The organism is Paenibacillus sp. J22P143 (genome assembly GCF_059692035.1).
Map to the genome: position 1 here is coordinate 69693 of NZ_JCAUAQ010000021.1, position 13202 is coordinate 82894.

The 13202-nt window shown below is 48.9% G+C and carries 12 protein-coding genes and 1 riboswitch; of the genes, 3 read left to right on the forward strand and 9 right to left on the reverse strand.

Annotation, left to right across the window (positions count from 1 at the left end):
* The first annotated feature begins 27 nt into the window (after positions 1-27).
* Both AC58PQ_RS22660 and AC58PQ_RS22665 read left to right on the forward strand, forming a co-directional pair.
* Entirely contained in the window at positions 28-696 is a 669-nt protein-coding gene (locus AC58PQ_RS22660) for a YwrJ family protein (RefSeq protein WP_497245577.1), read from the forward strand.
* A 481-nt stretch (positions 697-1177) separates the two neighbouring features.
* Positions 1178-1269: riboswitch (cyclic di-GMP riboswitch) on the forward strand.
* 71 nt (positions 1270-1340) lie between these two features.
* Positions 1341-2378: a diguanylate cyclase domain-containing protein gene (locus tag AC58PQ_RS22665; RefSeq protein WP_497245579.1), complete on the forward strand. Its 1038-nt coding sequence runs from the start codon at positions 1341-1343 to the stop codon at positions 2376-2378.
* Positions 2379-2611: 233 nt separating this feature from the next.
* Here AC58PQ_RS22665 and AC58PQ_RS22670 read toward each other — a convergent pair whose 3' ends face one another.
* From AC58PQ_RS22670 to AC58PQ_RS22685, 4 genes are read right to left on the reverse strand one after another with little or no spacing between them, the layout of a single operon-like run.
* A complete protein-coding gene (locus AC58PQ_RS22670) occupies positions 2612-3319 on the reverse strand; it encodes a FadR/GntR family transcriptional regulator (RefSeq protein ID WP_497245581.1) in 708 nt (235 codons plus the stop codon).
* 13 nt (positions 3320-3332) lie between these two features.
* A complete protein-coding gene (locus tag AC58PQ_RS22675; protein WP_497245583.1) occupies positions 3333-4073 on the reverse strand; it encodes a LutC/YkgG family protein in 741 nt (246 codons plus the stop codon).
* Positions 4066-5583 carry a LutB/LldF family L-lactate oxidation iron-sulfur protein gene (locus tag AC58PQ_RS22680; RefSeq protein ID WP_497245585.1) on the reverse strand — a complete coding sequence of 506 codons (1518 nt, stop codon included), beginning with the start codon at positions 5581-5583 and terminating at the stop codon, positions 4066-4068. Before AC58PQ_RS22680 ends, AC58PQ_RS22675 begins: the two co-directional genes overlap by 8 nt.
* Entirely contained in the window at positions 5580-6308 is a 729-nt protein-coding gene (locus tag AC58PQ_RS22685) for a (Fe-S)-binding protein (RefSeq protein ID WP_497245587.1), read from the reverse strand. Before AC58PQ_RS22685 ends, AC58PQ_RS22680 begins: the two co-directional genes overlap by 4 nt.
* 225 nt (positions 6309-6533) lie before the next feature.
* On the opposite strand from AC58PQ_RS22685, the gene AC58PQ_RS22690 reads away from it, so the two are divergent.
* Positions 6534-7433, forward strand: coding sequence for an AraC family transcriptional regulator (locus AC58PQ_RS22690; protein WP_497245589.1), 900 nt, complete (start codon positions 6534-6536; stop codon positions 7431-7433).
* Between the two features lie 131 nt (positions 7434-7564).
* On the opposite strand, the gene AC58PQ_RS22695 is transcribed toward AC58PQ_RS22690, so the two are convergent.
* The 5 genes from AC58PQ_RS22695 to AC58PQ_RS22715 all read right to left on the reverse strand — a co-directional run bounded on the left by AC58PQ_RS22695 (position 7565) and on the right by AC58PQ_RS22715 (position 13151).
* Entirely contained in the window at positions 7565-8719 is a 1155-nt protein-coding gene (locus tag AC58PQ_RS22695) for a Gfo/Idh/MocA family protein (RefSeq protein WP_497245591.1), read from the reverse strand.
* Positions 8720-9020: 301 nt separating this feature from the next.
* A complete protein-coding gene (locus AC58PQ_RS22700) occupies positions 9021-9755 on the reverse strand; it encodes an ECF transporter S component (RefSeq protein ID WP_497245593.1) in 735 nt (244 codons plus the stop codon).
* The gene (locus AC58PQ_RS22705) at positions 9722-11419 is read right to left on the reverse strand and encodes an ABC transporter ATP-binding protein (protein WP_497245595.1); all 1698 of its coding nucleotides are present in this window, start codon (positions 11417-11419) and stop codon (positions 9722-9724) included. The genes AC58PQ_RS22700 and AC58PQ_RS22705 overlap by 34 nt, the downstream gene beginning before the upstream one ends.
* A complete protein-coding gene (locus tag AC58PQ_RS22710) occupies positions 11392-12285 on the reverse strand; it encodes an energy-coupling factor transporter transmembrane component T (protein WP_497245597.1) in 894 nt (297 codons plus the stop codon). Before AC58PQ_RS22710 ends, AC58PQ_RS22705 begins: the two co-directional genes overlap by 28 nt.
* Complete coding sequence (locus AC58PQ_RS22715) at positions 12282-13151, reverse strand: DUF4430 domain-containing protein (RefSeq protein ID WP_497245599.1); 870 nt, start codon at positions 13149-13151, stop codon at positions 12282-12284. The genes AC58PQ_RS22710 and AC58PQ_RS22715 overlap by 4 nt, the downstream gene beginning before the upstream one ends.
* Between the last annotated feature and the right edge of the window lie 51 nt (positions 13152-13202).

Here is a 13202-nt window from a genome sequence, read left to right on the forward strand (position 1 = left end):
AAATGATTAAAACTGGAGGTTATTCGTATGCGTGTGCAACAACATTTTGTTGGTCAACAAGTGATCGTTGAAATTTCAGGAAATAATTTTTGTAAAGGTAAAGTAATTGATTTAGGGTTGGATATCATGGTCATGGTCAATAATCAACAGTTCTATTATATCCCCTTAGTCAACGTACAGAATGTAAGACTGAATCCAGAGTCTAGTACGGAACCCGAGCAATTATCTGATGAAACGCCAATCGATTATCAGGAGGACAGCCTCTCATTTCGAAAGATATTAAATAATGCAAAAGGGCGATTTGTAGAGATTTATGTAACTGGCAATAAAACAATCCATGGTTATTTAACCAGTATTATGAATGATTATTTCGTCTTCTACTCGCCGGTCTATAAAACTATGTTTGTCTCTATGAATCACCTAAAATGGTTAATTCCTTATCACGCTCATCTCACACCTTATTCGCTTAATAGTCAATCACTTCCATTGAGTCCTTTCAACATTACCTTATCCAGAACTTTTGAAGGGCAATGTAAAAAATTGGAGGGAAACCTAGTTGTTTTTGATCTTGGAGATAACACGAAGAAAATAGGCTTACTTTACAAAGCGGATAGTGGTTCAATAGAGCTGATAAACGCAAGTGGAGATAAAGTAATTTGGAATTTACAGCATTTAAAAACGGTATATACGCCATGATTGATGAAGGATATTTTTTCAAAATAAAAAAACGACCTTCTAGGGGAAGGTCGTTCGAAAAAAGGTTGAAATATGCAACTATGCACACCTCATTTTATGAGACAATGGACTAATATGTTTGGGTGTTTAGCTAGACGAAAAAATTAGTCCTCTGGCAGCATGCTTCCATCCTAATGTAAAGCTAATTCTAGAGAGATTGGACACGCTTTCACATGATCATTTTTGTGCTTTCGATTGATAAATTTTGTGTTAACGGCCGATAACAGCAACTTAGCCACTACTGGGAATGACAACGTGATTTCATCGTTTAAAATCCAATGACAAAAACCGGCTTAGCCACTTTTTCACAGTGCCTAAGCCGGTTTTATTCAACTTCAAGCAAGAATATGCCCCAATTACAAAACTTTTTTTACGTTCGACATGAGACAACGTTTATTGCTATATACAGGTGAATTTCACCTACACTATAATAATGAAACAGCATTGAAAAGGGCAAATCATTGGAAACAATGAGACGCAAAGCCATGGCCTAACGCATTCCGAATGGGATGCTATGGTTGACAGGTTGCCGGATATGAAGGGGATGATCCTTTATTCGGGATGATCCTTTTTTTATTTCGTGAAAATCGTAGGAGGGCTCTCATTTGCCAATTGTAAGTATCTCCGTTCTTATAACCGTTTGCGGTGCACTGATCGGTCTTCTAGTAGGTCTTCTCGTCGCATTCAGAACGAGAGCCATCCGTTCGAGGTTCCTTATTGGGGCTTCCATTTATGAATCAGCCATCGATTGTATTCTCATGTTTACATCTGAGGGCAAGATTATTGAATGTAATCCTGCAGCAGAAGCCATATTCGGATACAAGCGTGAAGAGGCGCTTAAACGTACTTTATTCCATTTCCTATTTTCTATCGATCAGGATGGACAAGCTGCTGCTAGTTTATATCAACTGCTGCATCAGAAGTCGGATTCCATCGTGGGCAAACGCATCGAAATTACGGCTTACCGAGCGGACCACAGCACATTTCCGGCCGAAATTATCATAACGGATATGGTTTATGGGAGAAATAAGATGTATACAGCCTGCCTGCGGGACTTAACCGAAATCAGGAAATCCGAAGAACTGATGCATCAATTAGCGTACTTTGATCATTTAACGGGATTGCCTAATCGCAATCAATTTAATGAGCTTTTTGAGCGTGCTCTATCTCGTGCTCAACAAAACAATGAGACCTTAGGCGTTATGTTTTTGGATATTTATCGGTTCAAATGGATTAATGACTCTTTCGGTCATTTGATTGGGGATCACACGCTTCAAAGATTCGCTGCTTTACTTGCTAGTTGTTTACCCATACATGGATCCGTCTCCCGGTTGAGTGGGGATGAATTTGTCATCCTACTTCCCCAAGGTGATCAACAAAAAATTACGGAACAAGCCCAGAACATCATCGCCTTGCTGGAGATTCCTTTTCATATGGAAATTGGCGACATCTATGTGTCTACGAATATTGGTATTTCCATATATCCTTACGATGGAGATACACAGGAGCTTTTGCTTAATCATGCAGACCAAGCCATGTATGCAGCGAAAGAGCAGGGTCGAAACAATTACCAATTTTTCCAACCAGGTATGCAAATGAAATGTTCCCAGAGAATTGTCTTTGAACACTCTTTGCAAGGTTAGCTGCACCCTGCCTTCGGAAGAGTCCACCACGTTCCCCTTCACCGCTTCTCTCGGGTTAGTCCATTTTTTCGGCTAATTCCGCCCGCAAGACCACTTCCCTATGCTGCCTCTATGGACGAACGCGTCCACGGAGGAATATAGCCGACTTATTGAGCCGAACAAATAAATCTTTATATTTCAAAGAAAAAACCTTCCCCTCAGCTTATCGCATAGTGGGAAGGCCCTCTGGTTATTCAAATATATTTGATCAAAATACTCTCCACATGCTCCAGATGCTCGCGCATCGCCTCAGAAGCCAGCACGGGATCTCCGTTTAGAATCGCTTCATAAATCACTTTATGTTCCTTCAAAAGCTGGACAGCCACTTCCTGATTCGCATACAGCTCCGCACGGCGGATGTCGCGAATCATCATTTCCATCGCATTGCGGATCGAGTCACACGTCTGCACCATAATGGCGTTGTGTGTCGCTAGAACGAGCAGCTCATGGAAAGCAAGATCGGTTCGTTCACCCTCAGCGTCATTGCCTACGGAGCTCTCCATGTCTTGCATGATGCGCTGCAGCTGCGCTAAGTCCTCAGCTGTTCTTTTCCGCGCAGCAATCGATGCAATTGAAATCTCTAGCGATTGTCTCACTTCCATGAGCTCCAGGAGCGTCGTTCGATTCATGCGAAGCGACGTCCATTCTGGCAGGGAAACCTCGGCAGGTGCTTGCCGTATGACACGACACGCACCGCCCTGCCGAATCTCAATGAGACCCATCGCTTTCAAGGCGCTTAGCGCTTCCCTCATCGTGGAACGCCCGACGCCGAAGCGCTCGGACAGCTCCTTCGTAGAAGGAAGCTTATCCCCCATCTTCAACTGTCCCTGCAGAATCATCTCTTTGATCTGCTGGGCGATCTCATCATAGTGATTCTGTTTCTGCAGCTTCATAACTTCCATATGAGTACCTCTTCTATCCGATAAGTAGCACGTGCACAATCCCTGGGCCATGAACACCGATCGTCAAATCGTTCTCAATGTCCGCCGAACGGCTCGGACCCGAGATGAAATGGATACCGGCCGGCAGGTCTTTCCTTGCTATCTGATCGAGTGGGGCGAGTATTTCGCCTAGTCTCGTTCGCAATCGTTCAATCGGCAGCAGGACGATCAAAGCCGTGGGAAGCAGGCTCACCGATCTGCCCTTTTCTTTCGATGATAGCACAGTTAGTGATCCCGTGTAAGCCGCCGCATGATCTGCTAGGACAATACCCAGATCAGCATTCGCTGCGCTGGCTTTCCAGTTGGTATCCTCATCAGTATTCCATATCGCGAGGTCGACTTCTGGGAGAGCATCGGCTAGCTCCAGCGCATGCAGCTCCGCTTGATCCTGGTGGATAACACGCTTCACGCTTAACGTGCCCACGAGTTCTTGGATGGTTGCTTTCGCCGCCTCCATCGAAGGTACTCTGACAACGTACCCGCCTGCGGCATGGAAGTTCGTCGTGAAGTTCTCGATGCGCTCCTCGGGGGACCAGTTAAAAGCTTTCCAGCTATCCGATGCCCCTTGGAAAGGATGCGCAGGCTTCTCGGTTACCCGTGCACGCCCCAGCTTCTGGGCGATGCCTTGAATGAAACGTTCTTGCTCAGCTATGGCCTTCTGATCCAGCTCAGCTAACTTTTCCTGCCATTCTGGCGTAATGTCTCGTTTAGCCATGATGATGTCCTCCCTTTTTGCCCCGTGCTGCCAATGCGTCCGCCATCCTTGCTTGGATAGCCGGATCGGCCTCTGTTAGTCCATGACGAATCTCTTGCTCGAGTGTTTTCCAGCCATCACGGAAGGATGCTTTCGGCAGGCTTGGCGTTACCCGATAGGAGTTCCACCCTTTAAGCGGCCCTACTTTCAGTCGGATGCCACCGTCGCGAACGACCAGCTTTTGACCGATTCTGCCCAACTTGAGCACGACGCCCAAACGCTTCGAGTTCCCCATCACCGCAGCAAAACCTTTCATACCCGCAGCCTCGATCTTGTCACCATGGCCCGCCTCGACCTTGCGTCTGCGCAGTGACACGAGCATGTCGTGCAGCGGAATCTTCACCGGGCAGGCCTCATAGCAGGCCCCGCAAAGACTTGATGCGTTGGCGATGTCGTCCCATTCCGCCACGTTTTTCTTGAGCGCAGGTGTGAGCACCGCGCCGATTGGTCCGCTGTACGTGCCGCCATAGGCGTGGCCGCCGATATGGCGGTACACCGGGCAAGCGTTCAGACACGCGCCGCAACGGATACAGTTGAGCAGCTCTTGAAACTCAGGATCACCAAGCTGCTGCGAGCGACCGTTGTCCACGATGATGATGTGCATCTCTTCCGGACCATCCGCATCTACGTCTCTGCGCGGACCTGTGATGCCTGACATGTATACGGTCAGCTTTTGCCCTGTTGCCGAACGTGGGAGCAAGGTCGCCATGACCTCAAGATCCGCCCACGTAGGGATAATACGCTCCATTCCCATGAGCGTGATTTGCGTCTTGGGCACCGTCGTGACCATGCGGGCGTTGCCTTCATTTTCGAACAAGACCATCGATCCGCTCTCCGCAATGGCAAAATTGCAGCCCGTCATCCCAATATCCGCTTCTAGGAATTTCTCTCTTAATTTCTTACGCACATAGCCAGCCAGTATCGTCGTATCTGGGGCCAATGTCTCGCCCGCATCCTTCGATAGGAGGTCGGCGATTTGATATCTATTTTTATGAATAGCAGGAATGATGATGTGAGATGGCGTTTCGTCCGCTAGCTGAATGATGTACTCTCCTAGATCCGTCTCAATCGCTTCAACACCAATCGAGGCCAGCGCCTTGTTCAAATGCAGCTCCTCGGTCACCATCGACTTGGATTTGACGACGGTTTTAGCTTGTTTCGCGGCCGCAATCTGAAGTGAGATCTGTACAGCTTCAACATCCGTATCTGCAAAATGCACATGAACCCCATTCGCTCTCGCATTATTCGCAAACGTCGTTAAGTAATAATCCAAATGCGCGATCGTATGCAGGCGAATCTGTCTGCCGCGTTCACGCCAATCGTCCCAGTTACCGTGATCGGCCGCAGCCTTCAGCTTACCGCCGCGCAAGCGCTCCGTCGTAAACTTAACCGCTTTGCGTAGAAACTCATCATTTAACGCCAGATCTGCCCGTTCCTTAACCGTTGATGACTTCCCCGTCGCATGACTCATGCGCGCTTCACCCCTTCATATAACAGCTCAGCTAGATGCATAACTCTCACCGGCTCGTTTCGATAGCGCAAATTGCCCGCAATATTCATCAAGCAAGCTAAGTCCAGTCCGACCAGCACTTCTGCCTCAGTTTCCTTCACATGATCCACTTTCTCCTGCACCATCGCACCAGAGATATCGGCCATTTTCACCGAAAACGTCCCGCCAAATCCACAGCAATCATCGGCAAAAGGCAGCGGTACCAGCTCCAGATCTTTGACGTTTTGCAAAAGAGCAAGCGGCTCTGCCTTGACGCCGAGCAGCCTGCTTCCGTGACAGGACGGATGATACGTCACTTTATGTGGAAAAACAGCACCCATATCCGTGATATTCAGGACACTTACAAGGAACTGTGTAAATTCGTACGTTTTGTTCTGAAGCTGCGTGGCTTTCTCCAACCATTCCGGCTCATCCTTAAATAGATTCGCGTAGTGATGAATCATATACGTGCAAGAGCCCGAAGGCGAAATCACAAAATCACTATCTTCAAAAGCGGTAAGAATCGTCTTCGCTGTCGCTCGCGCCTCATCCCAGTAGCCGCTATTATAAGCAGGCTGGCCGCAGCAGGTTTGAACCGTTGGCAATTCCAACAGAACACCGTAATGCCCGAGCAGACGTGCTATCGCTTCGCCTACCTTAGGATATAATGCATCACTTAAACACGTAATAAATAAGGAAACCTTCATGAGAAGCCCCACTTTCTTTCGTAAACTTATCAGGTTGTCAGACAAGTTGAGTGTAACATAAACCCCCTTGTCTTGAGAAGGGGGCATATGGATTACTTTTTATGGAATGTCCACTGAGTGGTAACAATCGGGATCGTATAGCCTTGCCGATTCAGACCTTACTCTTGTATACTTTGGCTGAAAGGAACGCCTGTTACCCAACACGCTTGAAAGGAAGTGACCCTGATGTCCTATGTTCAACATATCGGTTTGAATGAGATCCCGCTCTATTTTGCCTATCAGCGTAAAACCATTGGATCGGACAAATATCAGGGTACGTTCCACGCCCATCAAGGCATTGAAATCCTAGTCGTTCATGAGGGCCGCGGGACACTGATCGTTGATCAGAAAAGCTACGAAATAACCCCGGGCATGCTATGCGTGTTTCAGCCTTATCAGCTGCATCACATTCAGATGGACCCCGAAACGCCATTCGTGCGTACGGTCGTTCAATTCGAACCATCCGTATACGAAGCCTATTTCGCGCATTGGCCGCGATTGTTGGCTTTTTTCAAGCATATCCATACCAGCGCGCTGCATGCCCCTTGTCTCCATGGACTAGGTGAGGCGGATCAGTTTCATTCCCTATTCCAAAGCTTAGAAACGAAGCTGCCTTCTTTAAATAAAAAAGACGAGCTAGAGGAATATTCCCTCTTTCTCATCTCTTTTTTCCGAAGCTTTATGCCACTGTGGGAGCAGCGCGAAGGTCAGATTCGCTCTGGCCCTACGCGCAAAACCCATCAAGCCGAACGTATTCTCATCTGGTTGGAGGAACACTACACCGAACCTGTGCGTTTGGAGCTGATGTCAGCTGAGCTGCATCTATCCCCCTACCACTTGTCTCATCTGTTTACCGAGTGCACAGGCACTAGCATTTCCGACTATGTGACCGCTCGGCGGTTGCAGCAGGCCGTGAAGCTGCTTACGTCAACAGATCAGGCGGTCGCTCGCATTGGCGAGGCGATTGGTGTGACGAATTGCTCTTACTTTTGCAAAATGTTCAAAAGCCACATCGGCATTACGCCGCACCAATATCGCAAGCAATTGCAGAAGCAGCATGAGGCTTCCCTTACTCAGCTGTCGTAATCATGATCGCATCGCTCCTTCTCAAAAAACCAATCCGGTCTACTCGACAATCTAATCCGATGCAGCCCTAATCCAATAAGCCGCAGGACGCGACCGATCGCGCCTTGTTCAATCAACTGCCCAGCCTATTTTTATTTGAACGTGCTTCCCGTTGTAATCGTTTGTGGCGCAAAATTTTCGATCGACGTGTTCTTCTCGTAGAAATGGGTCGCATTCGCTTGCACGCCGGTTCTCGTATAGAAGGCATCCTCCGCGCCTAGCGGGAATTTCACAAGCTCGCCTGTGCTCGCTGATTTGTAAATGCCCGTGATCAGCTCCAATGTTTGACGACCGCTAATCCCATCAATGAGAACAGGGGCGCCAGTTTCAATAGCTGTTAATACATTGTCGATTTGTCCGACATGCCCTTCATAGATCACTTCTGGCAGCGTGTCATAAAAAGCTTGCATCTCATCCTCCAGCGCCGTGTTCGGCTCTGGAAAACCGTTCGACGTCGAATTCGACGCCTTCACCTTCCATGGCGCAGATACGCGTGCCTTCGCCCCTTGGAAAATCAACTGCTGCTCCTCGCCATGATGCACAACCGAGCTCGTGATTTGCCCTAGAGATCCGTTCGCGAAGCGCAGCATCCCGATCGAGAGGTCTTCGACCTCTGCGTTATCGTGCGACACGTTGCTCATGAACGCTTGCACTTCCGTCGGGCTGCCCATCATCCAGAGCAAAGCATCGATATGATGCACCGCATGGTTCAGCGTTGGCCCGCCGCCTTCCTTTTCCCACGTGCCGCGCCACCACAGGTCATAGTAGCAGTGACCGCGCCACCAGAAGGAGTCGACTTGGACGTGGACGATTTTGCCCATGAGGCCGCTTTCCAGCACCGATTTCATTTTCATCATCGGCGTTTTGAAGCGATTCTGTGCTACCACTGAGAGTAGCTTTCCTGTCCGCTGCGCAGCCGCATTCATCAGATCGCATTCCTCGAGCGAGGAAGCCATCGGCTTCTCAACCATCACATGCGATCCAGCCTCTAGAAACTCAACCGTCAGAGAAGCGTGTGTGTACGGTGGCGTACAGATGGAAACAAGGTCAATGTCCTCCTGCAGCAATTCTTTGTAATCCTTCACAGCCCTCGCATCCTTCAGCTCAAACTGATCTATACGCTCCTGCGCTTTATCCTCATAAATATCACTAATCGCGACAATCTTACAACGCTCCGGAAATTGTAAATACGCTTCAATATGCGCCTTTGAGATCGCGCCAGCACCAATAATTGCTACCTTCAGCATCCACTTCAGCTCCCTGCCATTTATTGCTCCAAGCATACCAAGAATACGGTTACAAAAGTGACACTATTTTGTGCAAAAATACCGTTACTTTGCGGTTTGGTTGAACGATGTCAGGACGCTGGTTCTATGCGCACTATCCCATCAACTCAGAATGCTGCCCGCTAAACTGAGCCAAGGGGATAGTGTCCATAGAAAGGATCAACGCGCACTATCTCTGCCACATAACGCAAAAAGTCCTTGCACATCGCAAGGACCCTCCCTCTAATTCTGTACCCAATTCGATCATCTGTGGAGTCGTTTTCTATTCTGGGACATCCATCATGCCATATTTCATCTTGATCCGCTCCAACTTCTCTATCATCGGACCCGAGATCACGAAGAGGAAAAAAACCGTCGCTATTGCATGCACGAGATCAAACCAGAAGCCCGAGATGTAAATGGCTATCAATGCTTCCCAGGAAAAACTTGGCGTAACCATTAACAGCGAACCTAGATTAATAATACCGCCGTAGATGAGCAGCGTGGCTAATCCGCCAAAAACACACAACGAAAGCTTCGTCTTCTTGAGAAGTCCTTTTTTGAAGAGGATGCCCGCCACGAACCCTATCAGGCCAAAACAAAACATCTGCCACGGCGTCCACGGCCCTTGCCCAAAGAAGAAATTAGACACGAAGCCTGCGGTCGCGCCAACCAGAAAGCCTGCCTCTGCACCAAAGCACACGCCGGCAATAATCACGATCGCAACCACTGGCTTGAACTGTGGCAGCATGAAGAAGGCCCCACGCCCCGCTACCGCAATCGCGGCCAACACGGCAATGACAATCAACTCTCTCGCCTGCGGCTTGCGATTCTCAAACACCATCGCGAATGGAATCATCGTATATAACACGATCAGTAAGCTAATAAAGTAATACTTACGATCATCGAGTACAAAGATCCCCAGCAGTATGGTTGCAGGAATCACGATGAGGATGAGCAGGGCTGCGAAGACAGTTCGCCGACTCAAACGCCTACTAACTGCGTGCTTCTCTTGCATAGCTTCACCACACCTTCTATTGTTACGGCCTCTCGCCAAATATGGCGCGCCATCCGATTCGCTGCCGTCGTATAGAAGCTGTTCCCAGCGAAAAACGTGTGCGCTGGCTTCGTCGTAATGATGCTGCCATCGAAGAACATCGCGCAGTCCTCGCCATACTTCGCGCAAAATTCAATGTCATGCGAAACCATGACGATGGTTACGCCTTCGCTATGCAGCTTTCTCAGAAATGCTCCCAGCTTCTCTTTGAAAAAGCCATCCAGCCCCTTCGTCGGCTCATCGAGTAGCAAAATCTTCGGCTCCAGAAGAAGTACTTTCGCCAACGCCGCCCGCTGCTGTTCACCGCCGCTGAGATCATAAGGATGCATCGCGAGTAGGGGCTCTAACTCGGCGAATTGGACTACAGCGTCCACTTTGAGCCGCTTTTCTTCCTGTGTGAACGACGTATCTGTGAGTATTTCGTACAAATCCAACTCCACCGTTTTTTTCACGAATAAGGTTGCTGGATTTTGCGGCAGGACACCTAAACGATTGACGAAAAGCTGCTTTGCAGTCATTTTCACGGGATTATGGCCGCCAATGAGCACCTTCCCCCGATACGGCTGCAGGATGCCGCCAATGAGGGATAGTGTGGTCGTTTTGCCTGTCCCATTGCCGCCGACGAGGCAGTAAAACTGGCCTTCTCGAACCTCGAAGGAGAGATCTTTAATCGTATCTGGCCCATTTCGTTCATGCCGGAACCAGACATCTTTGAATTGAATCGCTAGCGGACCCTTATGCCGAGATGGGCTGATAACCTGTGCAGCATCAGATAGCGGAGTAACCGTCTTATCTGCCATGTAGGCACTAAGCCACTGCCGCCCCTCTTTCACAGTAACCGGACAGGTCCGTCCGCCCTGATCGACACCCGCATAAATTTGCATCGGAGTCGGCATCGACGTGAACATCGGATGCCCAATCGCGCGCAGCCTTTCGCCCACCTTTGGAGGTGTATCGTCAGCAATGACCCGGCCTTGATCCAACACAATGAGCCGATCCGAAATCGGCAGCACCTCTTCCAGCCGATGCTCCGTCATAATAATCGTCGTCCCCAGTTCACGATTGATTTTGCTAATCGTCTCCAAGAAATCAGCAGCAGCAATCGGATCCAGCTGGGACGTGGGCTCATCCAGAATAAGCACCGAAGGATGCATAGCCATGATCGAGGCCAAATTAAGCAGCTGCTTCTGACCGCCCGAAAGCTCCGTCACACGCTTGTGGAACCACGTCTGGATTCCGAAAAAGCTGGCCATCTCTGCCACCCGCAGCCGTATCGTCGGCTGATCATAACCCAGGCTCTCCAGCCCAAAAGCCAGCTCATGCCACACTTTATCCGTCACGATCTGATTATCGGGACTTTGCAGAACGAAGCCGATCTCTGATGCTTGCGTGCGGGGATCCACTTCTTTCAACGCATGCCCTTGAAAACGCACCTCCCCGCTACTATGGCCATGCGGCGTAAGTACGCTTTTCAGATGACGAAGCAGTGTACTCTTCCCACACCCTGATTTACCGCAAATGGTGACGAACTCCCCACTCTGAATCGTAAGCTGAATCGTAGACAGTGCTTCTTTCTCTTGCAAAGGAAAGGCAAAACTTAAATCCTTGATGTGGTAAACTTCCATTTGATTCCCTCCACAATCTGAATGCACACAGGCAGCAAGCATAGCGTGGCATAAGCCACATACACAGCCACACTAAATGGCGTGATGTCATGAACATGAATCGATGGAAAATAACGAATCGTATTCTCCCCCATCCAAGCGCCTGCTCCCACAATGAGGATGAGCCCAGCCATACTCACACTTACCCACGCATCTCGCTGATCGAATCGGAAGAGCGAGAAGCTGGTGCGGCCCGGCAAGCCGTATCCCCTCGATTTCATGGAGTCGGCGGTTTCAATCGCATTTTCTAGCGACCATGTCGTCATGATCGAAAGGATACGAATCCCGTTGCGCGCCCTGTTCACGATATTGCCCTGCGAAGCATCCCTCCCGATGCAGCGCTGCGCATTGGAAATGATCTTTAACTGTGTTAAATACCTCGGTACAAAACGGAGCACCATCGAGAGAATGAGCGACAGCGCGGGCATCATTTTGCCAAACAAATAAATGAATTTATCCGAGGTCATCACAGCGTTGTAGCAGGAAAACCACACGATAACCGTAACGTACATACAAGCGGCGGCTATCCCATACAGCATGGATTCGAGCGTAATTGGATTGCCATTAGGTAGATAGAACAGAATCGTCACACCCGCATGATTGAAAACAGGGTTCATCACAGCCATCAGAACGAGCAGCGGAATCAGATAAAGCCCGTTGAATTTGGCGGCTTTTTTCCCCTTTAGCAGGATGACATAGACCGTAGCACTGATGAGTGCTATTCCTTGAAAAAATGGGTGCATGAACACCATGCTGCCTACGATCATAGCCACGAAATACACAAAATTCACAATAGGATGAAACGTGGAGAACGAATCTCGCCTCATTTTCTGCCTCCTGCCGCACCCTGATCTCCGCCCACATCGCGCCCTAAATCACAGGTATAGACCCAGTCGATGACATCGCCCTCTTTTAAAAGAAACCGACTCGCTCCATAATTGGGAAACCATCCATTTACCTTATACATCCATCCGCTTAATTCTCCGCAGTCAAACTCATAAAGATTGTTGATGCCTTCGATATAATTGCTGTTATAAATCGGTGTCATGGCGAATTCCATATGAATTTTGTTCTTCTTCATCTCCCTCAGCAGCACATCAAATACCGATTCTCCCTCGTAAAAAGTCACCGTTTGCGCCTTATAAATAACCCCATCAGCAGGCAGCACCTCAAGCTTATCCTTATTGAAGCTGCTCATATGGGTCAAAATGGTCTTGCATGTCACCGATAACGTAGCCGTTAACGTCTTTTTCTTATTGATCGTGACATCCTGCCACTCGACTGGCTTCGGTTTGCCTTCAGGCACGGGCTCGGTTTGAAATTTATCCTTGGTTGGTTCAGGCGTTGGTGTTGCCGGTTGAACGGACGGTACAGGACTAGGCGTTTCAACCGCTGGCTTCTGCACAACCTCTGTTGGTTTAGACTCAGCAGGTTCAGGCTTTTTATCTACTTCACTAGTTGGCTTGTCCGCCTTTGCAATGTCGGCTTCTGAAGACTTAACCTCATCTTGAACCGGTTGCGTAGACGCTGTTTCCTGCGGGGCAACCGTTGGTGCTGCAAGTGGAGTTACTTGAGCTACGGAGCTGCTTGACTCGGGCACTACCGATGGTTTCGGACTATTCCCACCCCAGAAAAACGCAAATGCTAGAACCCCAACAATCCCAATCGCAACCAGCCACTTTTTCATCGACATGCGATTATTCACATCCTTAATGAATAAAACAAGGGCATATGTATGCCCCTG